12 protein-coding genes are annotated in these 13,418 nt (G+C 29.4%); 2 read left to right on the forward strand and 10 right to left on the reverse strand.

From position 1 onward, the window contains the following. Window positions 1-179 precede the first annotated feature (179 nt). The 4 genes from ACY2RW_RS15885 to ACY2RW_RS15900 are packed head-to-tail and all read right to left on the reverse strand — an operon-like array spanning window position 180 to window position 3,168. On the reverse strand, window positions 180-785 hold the full coding sequence (locus tag ACY2RW_RS15885; protein WP_490123718.1) for a DUF4230 domain-containing protein: 606 nt from the start codon (window positions 783-785) through the stop codon (window positions 180-182). A 34-nt stretch (window positions 786-819) separates the two neighbouring features. Further along, the gene (locus tag ACY2RW_RS15890) at window positions 820-1,440 is read right to left on the reverse strand and encodes a lipoprotein signal peptidase (protein ID WP_490123719.1); all 621 of its coding nucleotides are present in this window, start codon (window positions 1,438-1,440) and stop codon (window positions 820-822) included. Window positions 1,441-1,489: 49 nt separating this feature from the next. After that, window positions 1,490-2,194 (reverse strand): LytR/AlgR family response regulator transcription factor, encoded by a 705-nt coding sequence (locus ACY2RW_RS15895; protein WP_490123720.1) that lies wholly within the window; start codon window positions 2,192-2,194, stop codon window positions 1,490-1,492. Then, window positions 2,194-3,168 carry a sensor histidine kinase gene (locus ACY2RW_RS15900; protein ID WP_490123721.1) on the reverse strand — a complete coding sequence of 325 codons (975 nt, stop codon included), beginning with the start codon at window positions 3,166-3,168 and terminating at the stop codon, window positions 2,194-2,196. Before ACY2RW_RS15900 ends, ACY2RW_RS15895 begins: the two co-directional genes overlap by 1 nt. 211 nt (window positions 3,169-3,379) lie before the next feature. Between ACY2RW_RS15900 and ACY2RW_RS15905 the strand changes: the two genes are divergently transcribed. Then, the gene (locus ACY2RW_RS15905; protein ID WP_490123722.1) at window positions 3,380-3,784 is read left to right on the forward strand and encodes a hypothetical protein; all 405 of its coding nucleotides are present in this window, start codon (window positions 3,380-3,382) and stop codon (window positions 3,782-3,784) included. A gap of 202 nt (window positions 3,785-3,986) precedes the next feature. Beyond that, complete coding sequence (locus ACY2RW_RS15910) at window positions 3,987-4,535, forward strand: DUF2975 domain-containing protein (protein WP_490123723.1); 549 nt, start codon at window positions 3,987-3,989, stop codon at window positions 4,533-4,535. Here ACY2RW_RS15910 and ACY2RW_RS15915 read toward each other — a convergent pair. From ACY2RW_RS15915 to ACY2RW_RS15940, 6 genes are all read right to left on the reverse strand, one after another. Next, complete coding sequence (locus ACY2RW_RS15915; RefSeq protein WP_490123724.1) at window positions 4,528-5,172, reverse strand: hypothetical protein; 645 nt, start codon at window positions 5,170-5,172, stop codon at window positions 4,528-4,530. The two genes, ACY2RW_RS15910 and ACY2RW_RS15915, sit on opposite strands and share 8 nt — an antisense overlap. Before the next feature lie 155 nt (window positions 5,173-5,327). Further along, entirely contained in the window at window positions 5,328-5,705 is a 378-nt protein-coding gene (locus ACY2RW_RS15920) for a TraR/DksA family transcriptional regulator (protein WP_490123725.1), read from the reverse strand. Window positions 5,706-5,709: 4 nt separating this feature from the next. Further along, on the reverse strand, window positions 5,710-9,114 hold the full coding sequence (gene ileS, locus ACY2RW_RS15925; protein WP_490123726.1) for an isoleucine--tRNA ligase: 3,405 nt from the start codon (window positions 9,112-9,114) through the stop codon (window positions 5,710-5,712). Window positions 9,115-9,229: 115 nt separating this feature from the next. Then, the gene (locus tag ACY2RW_RS15930) at window positions 9,230-11,215 is read right to left on the reverse strand and encodes an OmpA family protein (RefSeq protein ID WP_490123727.1); all 1,986 of its coding nucleotides are present in this window, start codon (window positions 11,213-11,215) and stop codon (window positions 9,230-9,232) included. Between the two features lie 15 nt (window positions 11,216-11,230). Beyond that, complete coding sequence (locus ACY2RW_RS15935) at window positions 11,231-12,148, reverse strand: PorP/SprF family type IX secretion system membrane protein (protein WP_490123728.1); 918 nt, start codon at window positions 12,146-12,148, stop codon at window positions 11,231-11,233. Window positions 12,149-12,168: 20 nt separating this feature from the next. Continuing rightward, window positions 12,169-13,418, reverse strand: a 1,250-nt coding sequence (locus ACY2RW_RS15940; RefSeq protein ID WP_490123729.1) for a T9SS type B sorting domain-containing protein, incomplete at its 5' end; no start/stop codon positions are given.

The following is a 13,418-nucleotide window of genomic DNA, read 5'->3' on the forward strand; positions in this document are numbered from 1 at the left end:
AAAATAGGGAATTATGGTAAATATGCTGCATTAACAGCTTTAGGAACCTATCTAATTTTAAACCCACAAAAAGCACAGGCACAAAGCCCTGAAGCTCCAGGAACAGGGTTTTAAAAAAAGAATTACATATTTTGGGGAAGATCAAGTTACTAAAACCGATACTTTTTGTATCGGTTTTTTTAGTTTTTTATTTTTGAAAAATCGTTTAAAAATTCAGATTTGGTATTGTCTATAATTTCCCAATTATAAATTGCTGTGAGTTGGTATATTTTAGAAAGCTCTTCTAATAGCCTTGCTTTTGCTTTCTTTTTTAAGCTAGTAACTTCAATTGCTTGTTTTATTTTTTCAATACTTTTTGTATTTATTTCATTCAATTCTTCTTTAGAAAAAGTATTAAAACTACTTTGTTGTAAATCGAAATATTTTACATCTGGAGTTACAATAATTTCTTCTTTTGGTATCTTATTAATATATATTTTCTTCCCAATAGAATCTATTTGAATTTTTAATTTAGACAAATCGTAACCAACCTCTACATCTGCATTAACAGTTATAATGGCTTTTTTATCAAAAGAAAGATAATTATAAAAATATTTTTTAGAGTCTGAATAATTATAAACTTGAGAGAAAGTACCTTTAGAAACCACTAATTTACTCAAGTTTTCTATAGAGTTTACAACAACTTGTATTTCTTCTTTTTTATGAACTTGTTCTTTTTTTTCATACCAAAATTTGGCAATTAAAAAACCTAATAAAAAAACAACAATGTATTTTAATAAACGCATCTTTTAAAACTTTTTTTTAAAGATACTAAAAAGATTATGCTTCTATTTTCTTTTCTTCTTTAGGAAAAGCTTGTTTACTGAAAATAAAAAGCAAGGCAACACCAATAGTTATAAAAGCATCTGCAGGATTAAATATGTACTGAAAAAAAGTAAACAAATCTCCACCAATAAAAGGAATCCATTCTGGTAATGTTGCGTTTTTAATAATTGGGAAATAAAACATATCTACAACTTTTCCATGAAATAACTCTCCATAAGGATTGTCAGAAAAAAGTGTAGCTACTTTATGCTCTGAAGAATCAAAAATAACACCATAAAAAACAGAATCTATGATATTACCAACTGCTCCAGAAAAAATAAGCGCAATTGCAACAATAACAGCATTATGAACTTTTCTTTTTATGGTTTGAATTAACCAATAAACAATTCCTGTTACTGCTAATAGTCTAAACAATGTTAAAAAAAGTTTACCTGCTTTGCCTCCAAATTCAAAACCCATTGCCATTCCATTATTTTCTGTAAAATGAATAATGAACCAATCAAAAACAACCACTTCCTCTCTTAACTCAAAATGGGTTTTTACATAGATTTTTATAACTTGGTCTAAAATTAATGCGATTAAAATAGTAAGAATTGCAAGATTCTTTTTTGACATTTTTATTGATATTTTAAGTAACAAAAATAACAATAATATTCAGAATAGATTAGCTATTATCTATTCTCTCTAAAAGTTCTTTTTTATGCGATTTTCCTATGGTTAGTTTTGTCCCATTTTTAAGAATTACTTGGTTGCCATCAATCATTTTTAAATGATTAAAATTGATAAGGTAAGATTTGTGAATCCTGATAAAATCTTTGTTTAGTTTAGTTAAAAAATCTGATAAAGTTTGTGGCGTTAAAATCATTTTATCTGCAAAAATCTTTACGTAATTTCCATACGCTTCTGCATGGTTTATTTCTTCAAAATTAATTTTTATAATTTTTTTATCACTTTTTACAAAAATACTTTTTGTGTTTTCTTCTTGTTTGTTGATGATAATAGTTTCTGAAACTTTGTTTTTTGAAACTTTTTGTACAGCTTGCATAAATCTTTCCAAAGAAAAAGGCTTTACCAAATAATCTGTTACAGACAGTTCAAAACCCTCAATAGCATATTCTGGATATGCTGTTGTAATAATTACATTTGGTTTTTTTTGCAATGTTTTTAATAAACTTAAACCCGATAATTTTGGCATATTTATGTCTAAAAATAAAACATCGATTTCTTGTTCTTGTAGTATTTCTAAAACCTCAAACGCATTTTTACAGGAAGCAACTAAGTTTAAATGTGGTAAAGTATCTATATAATTTTCTAAAATTTGACGTGCAATTGGTTCATCATCAGCAATAATACAGTTTAGTTTTTTCATTAATAGAGCTTTAAATTTACGCAATATAAATTGGTTTTCTTTTTTATTTTTAGTTGATGTTTATCAGGATATAATAAAGACAATCTTTTTTTAGCATTTTGTAAACCAATACCACTTTTGCCTTTTTCTAGTTCGTGATTTTGTGTTTCAGTTTCATCAAATGTGTTTTCACAAGTAAAATAAAGTTCGCTATTATTTTCATCTATTTTTATAGAAACTGATGATTTTCCATCACTTAAAACACCTAAATGTTTAAATGCATTCTCTACAAAAACGATAAATAACATTGGCGCGATTTTTATAGATGATAGATTTCCTGAAACTTCAAAATTGATGTCAGTCTTATCTTCTAATCGTATTTTTTCTAAAGCAATATAGTTTTCTAAATATTTAATTTCTTTCTCTAAAGGTACTAAAACTGATGAGGTTTCATATAAGCTGTAACGTAATAAATCGGATAATTTTAGCATTAAATTAGGCAATTTATCAGATTTTACAACAGACAAACCATATAAATTATTGAGTGTATTAAACAAAAAATGCGGATTTAACTGTGCCTTTAACAACTTTAATTCTGCTTCTTTTTCTTGCTGTCTTCTTACAAAACTATCTTTAGATAACTTTATAGCTGTTCCAAAAACAAGCGCTAAAATCATAATTCCAAAAAAATTAACAAACATTTTAAATTGATAATCTTGGTTTGAAAATTGCTGAATCAAAAAAACAGAAATGATTGCAAAAACAATTGCATTTATAATAAAATATAAAAAGAATCGTATTCTATTTTTTCTAAAATGAGGTAAAATTAAAAGGTTGTTTATATAAATAGCTGGCGCCAATAATAGCATTGCAGAAGAGGCTACTAAAGCTTTATTTCCATTTGTTATGGTAGTAATTAAAACCAAAAAAAAGAAGAGCCAAATAAAGATATTTTGTGCAATCTTATTATCTATTAAAGCGTCAAATTTTCCCATTATTAATTTAATTATCTATTCAAAATTACAGTTTCATTCCCAAAAGACACTTTTTTAATGATGAAAAATACTTTTTTCTGTGCAAACGTTCCTTTTTTAAGGATTATCGTGTTTTTGTAAGCTTGTCATTACAAACCCTACGTTTATCATTCTTTTTTTTTTAATCTTTATTAATGCCTCAATTTTGATGTATCATTTAAAACCACATATTATGAAAACTTTACAACAAATTACAGTAATTGCATTACTATTAATGCAAACAATTGGATTTAGTCAAACAAAAAATACAGAAACTGCCTCTAAAAAAGAAAAAACAGTTTTAAAAAAACAAACTGAAGTAACCAAAGTAGACACCAAAAATTTAAAAAAATTTATTGGTACTTATGAGCTAGTAGAAGCTAATTTTACTTTAGAAATTGTCCAAGAAAAAGACAAAATGTACATTATTACAGAGTTTTCTAAAGACCAATTACTACTAAAAAATGAAACTACATTAACAGAGTTTACAAGAGGCGTAGATTTACAATTGATTGCAGATAATAAAAATGCTCTAAAATTTTCGCAAAATGGTTACGAAACTATTATAGAAAGGGTAAAACCTAAAACTAAAAAATAGTTGTATGCATTTAAGAATAGAAAATGTATTTAAGAATAGAAAATGTATTTAAAAGATAAACATGCTTTTGTAGTTGATTTGTCATTTTGGCTGAAATGGAGTTTGTCTTGATAAATGCTATTATAATTTCTGAGATTTCTCCACAAAATCAAAATGACAAATTCGCTATTTATTATGAAAATGTTTAATAAACTTTAAAAAAATGAAAAATAAAAAATCAGATAAAATAATTGATGTATTTAACACACTCTACGTAATTGGTGCTTTTTTTGCCTTCACAAAAATGATGGCTTATTTACAGTGGACTTTTCAACTCATTAGAAAATGGAAATTACCAGACGAACCTTTTTTCTCTAAAGTTGTTATACCAGAAAGTAATACTGAAATTTCAATAGCTATGTATTTATCAATGGCCAGTGCTTATATTTTAGCTTTTGGACTTGTTATTTTTGGGCTTTACACGCTTCATAAAACTAAAAAATTATTTACAGAAGAAAAATACTTTCAAAAAGAAATTAGTACTATTTTTAGTAATGTAGGAACACATTTTATTTCTTATGTTTTTGTAACATTATTTATAGATATTTGTTTTCTTTTTTGGACGAAAACATCAAGTAAAGTAGCCAATCTTTTATCTACAGAACTATTACTATTTCTGGTTTTGGGGCTTTTAATGTTCTTTATATCTGAGATTTTTAAAAAAGTTGCCATTCTAAAAGAAGACAATAAAAAAGTAATTTCTTCTAGTTAGAAGTAAGAAAAACGTTTGCTTTTATAGAGGTGATATTTAATTCTTTTTGATTTTGTTTTTCTTTCTTTTGATATTTCTTTTGATACAAAACTCCATCTACCTTAATTTTTCCATTTTTAGAAATTGCTTCTAAATTTATATCTTTTACAGATGCATAAACATTGCCAGCGTAAAGTTTTAAAGTAATATTGGCTGTTACTTTATTTAATTTTACAATTCCGTTTTCTATATAAATGGCTAAATCATTTTTAAAATCTTTAGATTCTACATCTACATTTTCTCCAAAAATAACTGCTTTTTTTCCAATAGGTATTTTTACAATTGCAGAGGCTCTTTGCAATCTTTTGGTAATGTATTTTCTAAAAATTATTTCTCTAGTTTCTGCACCTTTAAAATCAAATTTTATATTTAAAAATTGGGTATTGTTCTCTATTTTAATAATTTGCTCATCATAATTTTCTGCATATAAATACACCTCTAAAAAATCTGAATCAGAATTTTCTATAGTAACATTATCTAAACCTGTAGTATAAATATTGATTTCATTAGCACTTGTTTGAATTTTTTTCAAAACTTTTTTCTGAGAAAAACTCACAGAAAACGATAATAAAACAAAGAAATAAAATAGTTTTTTCATAAAAAAAGAGGCTGTCTGAAAAGTAGTTAAGTATGTCAAACTGAGCTTATCGAAGTTTTATAATTCATTGATTATCAATTATATTTCGACAAGCTCAATATGACAAGTAGTTAATTTTTTGACTTTTCAGACAGCCTCTATACTGTTATTAAAATTTATTGTTTTCTCTTAGCCTCTATACTTAAAGTAGCATGAGGTACTAATCTTAAACGTTCTTTTTGAATTAATTTACCAGTAACTCTGCAAACTCCATACGTACCATTTTCTATACGTAATAAAGCGTTTTTTAAATCTCTAATAAATTTTTCTTGTCTAATAGCCAATTGTACATTAGCTTCTTTACTCATTACTTCAGAACCTTCATCAAAAGATTTAAAGTTAGACAAGGTATCATCTGTACCATTATTGGCATCATTTTTATAAGAAGCTTCTAACAAAGCTAAATCTTCTTTAGCTCTTGCTATTTTTTTATTTATAATTTCTTTAAACTCTTGTAAGTCTTCTTCTGTGTATTTTACTTTTACGTCTGACATAATCTTACATTTTTTCAATTAATATTCTACTTTTAATGGTGTCAAATTCAATATCTGTACCATCTGTTAACTCATCAACAAAAACCAATTCTTTGGTTAATGTTTCACTCATAATATAGTTCTTATTATCAATAATAGATTGTTGTAAGTTTTGATAGTTTAAGACCGTAAGCTTAATTTTATCTGTTACTTCTAAACCAGTGTCTTTACGTGTATTTTGAATTCTATTTACTAGCTCTCTAGCAACTCCTTCTTTATGTAATTCTTCTGTTATTGTAACATCTAAAGCTACTGTTAACGCGCCTTCGTTAGCAACTAACCAACCTTCTATGTCTTTTGATGATATCTCTACATCTGCGTGTTCTAAAGTAATATTTTTTCCATTAACTTCAATAGAAATGTTTTTATCTTTTTCTATTTTGTTAATATCTTCTTGTGTAAATTTCTGAACCTCAGCAGCTATAAAACGCATCTCTTTTCCAAATTTTGGTCCTAGAGCTTTAAAATTTGGTTTAATTTGTTTGATTAAGATATCTGAAGCGTCTTCTAAAATCTGAATTTCTTTAATATTTACCTCGTGTTTAATTAAATCTGCAACTGCTAAAATCTCTTCTTTTTGTTGATTGTTATCAACAGGAATCATAATTTTTTGCAACGGTTGACGCACTTTTATCTTTTCTTTAGCTCTTAATGATAATACTAAAGAAGATATGGTTTGTGCATTCTCCATTTTACGCTCTAAGCTTTTATCTACAAAACTTTCATTAAATTTTGGGAAATCTGCTAAATGAATACTTTCTGAGGTTTCTTTACCTGTAACAGAATTTAAATCTTGGTACAACCTATCCATAAAAAATGGTGCTATTGGTGATGCCAATTTTGCGATTGTAACCATACAAGTATATAAAGTTTGGTAAGCAGAAATTTTATCTGTTTGATAATCTCCTTTCCAAAAACGTCTTCTACTTAAACGCACATACCAATTACTTAAATATTCGCCTGTAAAATCTGCAATTGCTCTTGCTGCTCTTGTTGGCTCATAATCTGCATAGAATTTATCTACTTTGTTGATTAATGTATGCAATTCTGATAAAATCCATCTGTCTAATTCTGGTCTTTCGTTTTGAGGAATATCTGCTTCTGCATAAGAAAAACCATCAATATTTGTGTATAATGAGAAGAACGAATAGGTGTTGTACAAGGTTCCGAAAAACTTACGTTTTACTTCTTCAATTCCTTCTAAATCAAATTTTAAATTATCCCAAGGATTTGCATTCGAAATCATATACCAACGAGTTGCATCTGCTCCATAAGTTGATAAGGTTGTAAACGGATCTACAGCATTTCCTAAACGTTTAGACATTTTATGCCCGTTTTTATCTAAAACCAAACCGTTAGAAACTACGTTTTTATACGCAACTGAATCAAAAACCATAGTTGCAATTGCATGTAAAGTATAAAACCAACCTCTTGTTTGGTCTACTCCTTCTGCAATAAAATCTGCTGGAAAAGATTCATTTCCATCAATTTTATTCTTATTTTCAAACGGATAATGCCATTGTGCATAAGGCATAGAACCAGAATCGAACCAAACATCAATTAAATCAGATTCACGTTTCATAGGTTGTCCAGATGCAGAAACTAATACAATTTGGTCTACAATATTTTTATGCAAATCTATTTTTGCATAGTTTTCTTCGGAATTGTTATCCACTTCAAAATCTTCAAAAATATCTTTTGCTAACACTCCAGCTGAAACAGCTTTCGCCATTTCTTCTTTTAATTCTTTAACAGAACCAATACAAATTTCTTCTTTCCCATCTTCTGTTCTCCAAATTGGTAAAGGAATTCCCCAATAACGTGAACGCGATAAATTCCAGTCGTTTGCATTTGCCAACCAATTTCCAAAACGTCCAGTTCCTGTAGATTCTGGTTTCCAGTTAATGGTTTTGTTTAATTGATGCATTCTGTCTTTTACATCTGTAACTTTAATAAACCAAGAATCTAATGGGTAATATAAAATTGGCTTATCTGTTCTCCAACAATTAGGGTAACTGTGCTTGTATTTTTCTACTTTAAAAGCCTTATTTTCTGTTTTTAGTTTGATGGCAATTTCTACATCTACAGATTTTTCTGGTGCTTCACCATCAGCATAATATTCATTTTTTACATATTTATCAGCAAATTCAGTAACTTCTGGTCTAAATTTACCTTGTAAATCAACTAACGGAACTAAATTATCATTCTCATCTTTTACCAACATTGGTGGTATTTCTGGTGTTGCTTGTTTGGCAACCAAAGCATCATCTGCTCCAAAAGTTGGTGCTGTGTGTACAATTCCTGTTCCATCTTCTGTAGTTACAAAATCTCCAGCAATGACTCTAAATGCATCTTGAGGATTGTCATTTGGCAACACATAATCTAATAATTGCTCGTATTTTATCCCAACTAAATCTGTTCCTTTGCATTCTTCACAAATTAAAAAAGGAATCTTTTTATCTTCTTTTGTGTATGCTGATAGTTCAGAAACATCTTCTGTTTGTTTGAATTTTTTATCAAACTGTTTCGCAACTAAATTCTTTGCTAAAATAACGTGAATTGGCTCAAAAGTATATTGATTGTAAGTTGCAACAACCACATAATCTATTTTTGGCCCTACTGTTAATGCAGTATTACTTGGCAGTGTCCAAGGTGTAGTTGTCCAAGCAATAAAGTTTAAATGATCGTATTTTTTAAGAAACTCTGGTAACGTATTTTCAATTGCTTTAAACTGAGCCACAATTGTGGTATCTGTTACATCTTGATAGGTTCCTGGTTGATTTAATTCGTGTGAACTTAAACCTGTTCCTGCTTTTGGTGAATATGGCTGAATGGTATAGCCTTTGTAGATTAACTCTTTGTTATAAATCTGTTTTAGCAACCACCAAACAGACTCCATATATTTTGGTTCGTATGTAATGTATGGATCATCCATATCTACCCAGTATCCCATTTTTTGGGTCAAATCGTTCCAAATGTCTGTATAACGCATTACTGCTTTTCTACAAGCTGCGTTGTAATCTTCTACAGAAATTTTTGTGCCTATGTCTTCTTTGGTTATTCCCAATTCTTTCTCTACACCCAATTCTATTGGTAAACCATGTGTATCCCAACCAGCTTTACGCTTTACTTGGTAACCTTTCATAGTTTTATATCTTGGGAAAATATCTTTAATAGCGCGTGCTAAAACGTGGTGAACTCCTGGAAGTCCGTTTGCTGAAGGTGGTCCTTCAAAAAACACGTAAGGTTCTGCACCTTCTCTTGTTGAAACACTTTTTTCAAAAATGTTATTTTCTTGCCAATAGTTTAAGATTTCATCTGCTACTTTTGGTAAGTCAAGTCCTTTATATTCAGGAAATTTCGCTTTCATTTTATCTCTTTTCTGATAAGATTGCGAAATTAAGGATTTTCTTGTAATTCTTTGATTTATGGCACAAAAAAAAGAGCCTTTAATAAGACTCTTATGATTGGAGGAAAAATTGAGTTTACATTTTAACAATTACAAACTCCGTTCTTCTGTTTGCTTGATGCGCTTCTTTGGTACATTTAACTCTATTTGTGTGATTATCATTATCTACACAATTGTTTGTTAATCTGCTTTCTCCAAAACCTTTTGCAGTAAGTCTTTCTGAACTAATTCCTTTAGAAATTACATATTGTACAGTAGATCTGGCTCTTTTGTCTGATAATTTTTCATTGTAAGAGGCTTTACCTCTTGCATCTGTATGAGAACTACCTCTTACTTCTAATTTTGGGTATTTTTTCATTACAGAGGTTACAATGTCTAGTTCTCTTGCTGCATCTGGTCTTATATTAGATTTATTATAATCAAAATAAATAGGTTTAATTTTTATTATTAGTTCGTTTCTTTCATTATAAGCAAAATCTTGTGCTATTTCTAAAGAGAAATCTAAATTCAAATCTACTGTTTTTGCTTCTGTTGTAGTAAATGAAGCTGTATCTTGCTGATAGTATTCTTTTGAAGCCGTTAAAGAATATTCTTTATTACAAGGCAATCTAAATTTAAATTTACCTAACGCACCAACTATGGTATCTTTTAAAATTACACCTAAACTATTTTTTAAAAGCAATCTAGACCCAACTAAAGGGTTTTTGAATTTGTTATCTCTTACAACACCAGTAATTACCTGCATACAAGGTGGTTTTACAATAAGAACTTCTGGTTTTTTTAATTCTGAAACTCCGTAAATATCATCACTACCAACACCACCTTCTCTGTTTGATGATAAATATCCTTTTTTTGTAACTGGGTTAATTGAAAAGGCAAAATCATCTAACTTAGAATTAATAGGTGCTTTTAAATTTACAGGTTTTGCATACTCTCCTTTTTCTTTTTTAACAGCAAAAACATCTAAGGCTCCTATTCCAAAATGACCATCTGAAGAGAAATATAAGATATCATCATCTGAAATAAAAGGAAACATTTCTCTACCTTCTGTATTTACGTTAGGTCCTAAGTTTTGTACTTCTCCAAAAGATCCATCTGCATTAATATTTACTACATATATATCTGTTGCTCCTAAACCTCCAGGCATATCTGAAGCAAAATACATTTTTGTGCCATCTTTATTTATTGATGGATGCCCCACTGAATATTCGTTACTACTAAAAGAAACCTCTTCTACATGATCCCATTTATAGTCTACCCAACTTGCTTTGTATATCTTTAAGTTGTTGTATCCTTTTTTATCATTTTTATAGACTCCTTTGTTGTAATTATTACGTGTAAAATACATTGTTTGTCTATCTGGAGAAAAAGTAACTGAAGATTCGTGATATTTAGAATTTACTTCATCTGTAAACATAGGTCTTACTTCTGAGTCATCATCTTGATTTGTCGTTATTTTTTCTTTGATAACTTTATAAATATCTAAAAAGTTTTTATTATCTCTTGTATGCGACCTTTTAATGTAAAAGCTTTCTTTTCTTGGTGATGAAAATAAAATTGTGTTTCCGTAATCTGTAACTCCAAAATCTGAATTAACAGTATTTATACTTCTTAAATTGGTAACTGTGTAATTGGGATTACCATCTTGTAGTTTTTGTAAATTATCTTTACTATTGGTAAAACTTACTCCTCTAGAATCTTGTTTTTTAGCTTCGTGAAAATTTGCCATCCATTTATCTGAGTCGCTAAAATTGCCTGTTGCTCTTAATGATTGTGCATATTTAAACATATATTCTGGCGATTGTTTTGGAAACTTAGCAAACAATTTTGAGTATGCATTTACAGCTTTTTTCATTTCTACATTAAAGTAGTAACTATCTCCCAATCTTTTTAAAACGTGTGCTGTAGGGTTTTCTTCAGATAATTTTTTATATTCTTCTGCAGCTGCATGATATGATAGGTTTTCAAAAAAAGTATCTGCTTTTTTAGTTTCTTTGGTTTGTCCTAGTAATGTTATAGAACAAAGAAAAAGCACGACTGTTATTTGTATTGTTTTTTTCATAATTGTATTTTATTACTAGAAGAATCTTGGTGATTTTATTTTATTTCTTTCAAAATTAAAGTTAAACAGCAAGAAAATTTCATGAGAGCCAGAGTTAAAATTACCTAGGTTTGTTAGTGTATGATCGTAAGCATAACCAATTCTTAAACTGTTTGACGCTCTTACGTTTACTAATGCTGAAACAGATTCGTCTAACCTATATGAAAGTCCCAGTTCGAATTTATCATAAAAAAGTACATTCCCTGAAAAGTCTACAGATAATGGAGCACCTTCTGCTGCTTTAACCATAGTAGATGGCTTTAATTTAATATCGTTAGATAAATCAAATACATAACCAGAGGTAAAGAAAAAATGTTTTCTTTCTGAAGCTTTACTTATTTGGCCTCCTCTTTTTTCAAAATGAAATGTTTCTAATAGGTTTGGAATTGATAAACCTGCATAGAACTTATCTGTATAATAAAATGCACCAGCTCCAATATTTGGCAATACTCTATTTACGTTGTTCGCAACAAAGGCTCTGTCATTCTCATTAACTGTTTCTATACAAGGCAAACAAACATTAAAAAAGGTAAAACCAGCTTTAAGACCTAATGCTAATTTTGCATTTTGTCCAACTTTTAGTGTGTAAGAAAAATCTCCATATAAATTTTGTTCTTGTACAGGGCCTATTTCATCTACAATTACAGATAAACCCAAACCTACATTTTTACCAACAGGAGAATTTATACCTGCTGTTAAAGTTCTTGGTGCACCATCTATACCTACCCATTGAGATCTTGCTAAAAAATTTAGACTTAAAACATCATAAGACCCAGCATAGGCTGGGTTTATGATATTCATATTATACATATACTGAGTATACTGTGGGTCTTGTTGTGCTTTTGCAGAAACAGTAAATAATACAACTGCAATTACTATTATAAATTTTTTCATTTTTATTGCCTTTATCTTTTTTATCTGTTTAAATATACCCAGCCAGTTATTGGTTTTCTAACGCCATCATTAAAATCGATGATATAGTAATATGTTCCTGTTGGTAATGGTTTGCTCTTATTAAGTGTTAACCTACCTGTAGAATAACCATCCCACCAAAGTGGTGATGTTCTACCAGCATTACTATAATCATAAACTTGGTTACCCCATCTGTTATAGATTTCTAATTTAAAGTTTGGATACTTAGATAATAAAGGTATAACAAATGTATCGTTAGTGCCATCTCCATTTGGAGAGAAACCATTTGGTACAAGTCCGCAATTAGTTAAGTCTAAATGATCTGGAATACTATCTGTATCACAATCTAGCATAGATTCATCTATTGTTAAGACTCCATCTCCATCATCATCCTTATCTAAATAGTTAGGAACTCCATCTCCATCTGTATCATCATTTGTTAAATCTCCATCTCCATTTATATCTTCATCCTTCGTATTAATTCCATCTCCATCATCGTCTATATCTAAATAGTCTGGAGTACCATCTCCATCTGTATCACCAACCTCATCTTTGGTTGGTATACCATCTCCATCATCATCTAGATCTAAATAATCTGGAATCATATCTCCATCAGAATCATCATTTGTAGGGTCTCCATCTCCATTAACATCTTCATCTTTGGTTTTTACTCCATCTCCATCATCATCTATGTCTTGGAAGTCTGGAATACCATCTTTATCTGTATCTTTTGGTGTATAATTTAAGTTACCACTATCTGCAGTAATTTCTAACCCATCAAATAATCCATTATTTCCTGAGTTCTTATCTGCACCATCTATAACTCCATCTCCATCAGCATCTAATGCTCCACTTCCAGATTCTACAATGTCTTTTATACCATCTCCATCTGAATCTAAATCTAAATGATCTGGGATACCATCTTTATCTGTATCTCTTGTTGGATCTCCATTTTGTTCAACAATATCTGGAATACCATCATTGTCATCATCTAAATCAATAGAATCTGGAATGCCATCTCCATCTGAATCTAATCCAATAACTGTAATCGTAACAGTTGCTGTTTTACAAACAGCTGGATTTACTGCTGTGTTACAAACTGTGTAATCTACAGTAACTGTAGTACCTTCTTCGCCTGCTGCTGGTGTATAGCTCATTAATCCTGTTAATGGATCAAAACTTACTACTCCTTTTGCTGTTCCTGTACCTGCATCTACAATTGTGGTATTTGCTCCTGGTAAGTAATCATCAT

The sequence above is a fragment of the Polaribacter sp. 2305UL8-11 genome, from assembly GCF_058147165.1.

Coding starts and splice junctions, on each gene's coding strand:
- ACY2RW_RS15885 (WP_490123718.1), bottom strand. CDS start 785: ATGCGTTTATTAAAATACATTGTTGTTTTTTTATTAGGTTTTTTAATT.
- ACY2RW_RS15890 (WP_490123719.1), bottom strand. CDS start 1,440: ATGTCAAAAAAGAATCTTGCAATTCTTACTATTTTAATCGCATTAATT.
- ACY2RW_RS15895 (WP_490123720.1), bottom strand. CDS start 2,194: ATGAAAAAACTAAACTGTATTATTGCTGATGATGAACCAATTGCACGT.
- ACY2RW_RS15900 (WP_490123721.1), bottom strand. CDS start 3,168: ATGGGAAAATTTGACGCTTTAATAGATAATAAGATTGCACAAAATATC.
- ACY2RW_RS15905 (WP_490123722.1), top strand. CDS start 3,380: ATGAAAACTTTACAACAAATTACAGTAATTGCATTACTATTAATGCAA.
- ACY2RW_RS15910 (WP_490123723.1), top strand. CDS start 3,987: ATGAAAAATAAAAAATCAGATAAAATAATTGATGTATTTAACACACTC.
- ACY2RW_RS15915 (WP_490123724.1), bottom strand. CDS start 5,172: ATGAAAAAACTATTTTATTTCTTTGTTTTATTATCGTTTTCTGTGAGT.
- ACY2RW_RS15920 (WP_490123725.1), bottom strand. CDS start 5,705: ATGTCAGACGTAAAAGTAAAATACACAGAAGAAGACTTACAAGAGTTT.
- ileS (WP_490123726.1), bottom strand. CDS start 9,114: ATGAAAGCGAAATTTCCTGAATATAAAGGACTTGACTTACCAAAAGTA.
- ACY2RW_RS15930 (WP_490123727.1), bottom strand. CDS start 11,215: ATGAAAAAAACAATACAAATAACAGTCGTGCTTTTTCTTTGTTCTATA.
- ACY2RW_RS15935 (WP_490123728.1), bottom strand. CDS start 12,148: ATGAAAAAATTTATAATAGTAATTGCAGTTGTATTATTTACTGTTTCT.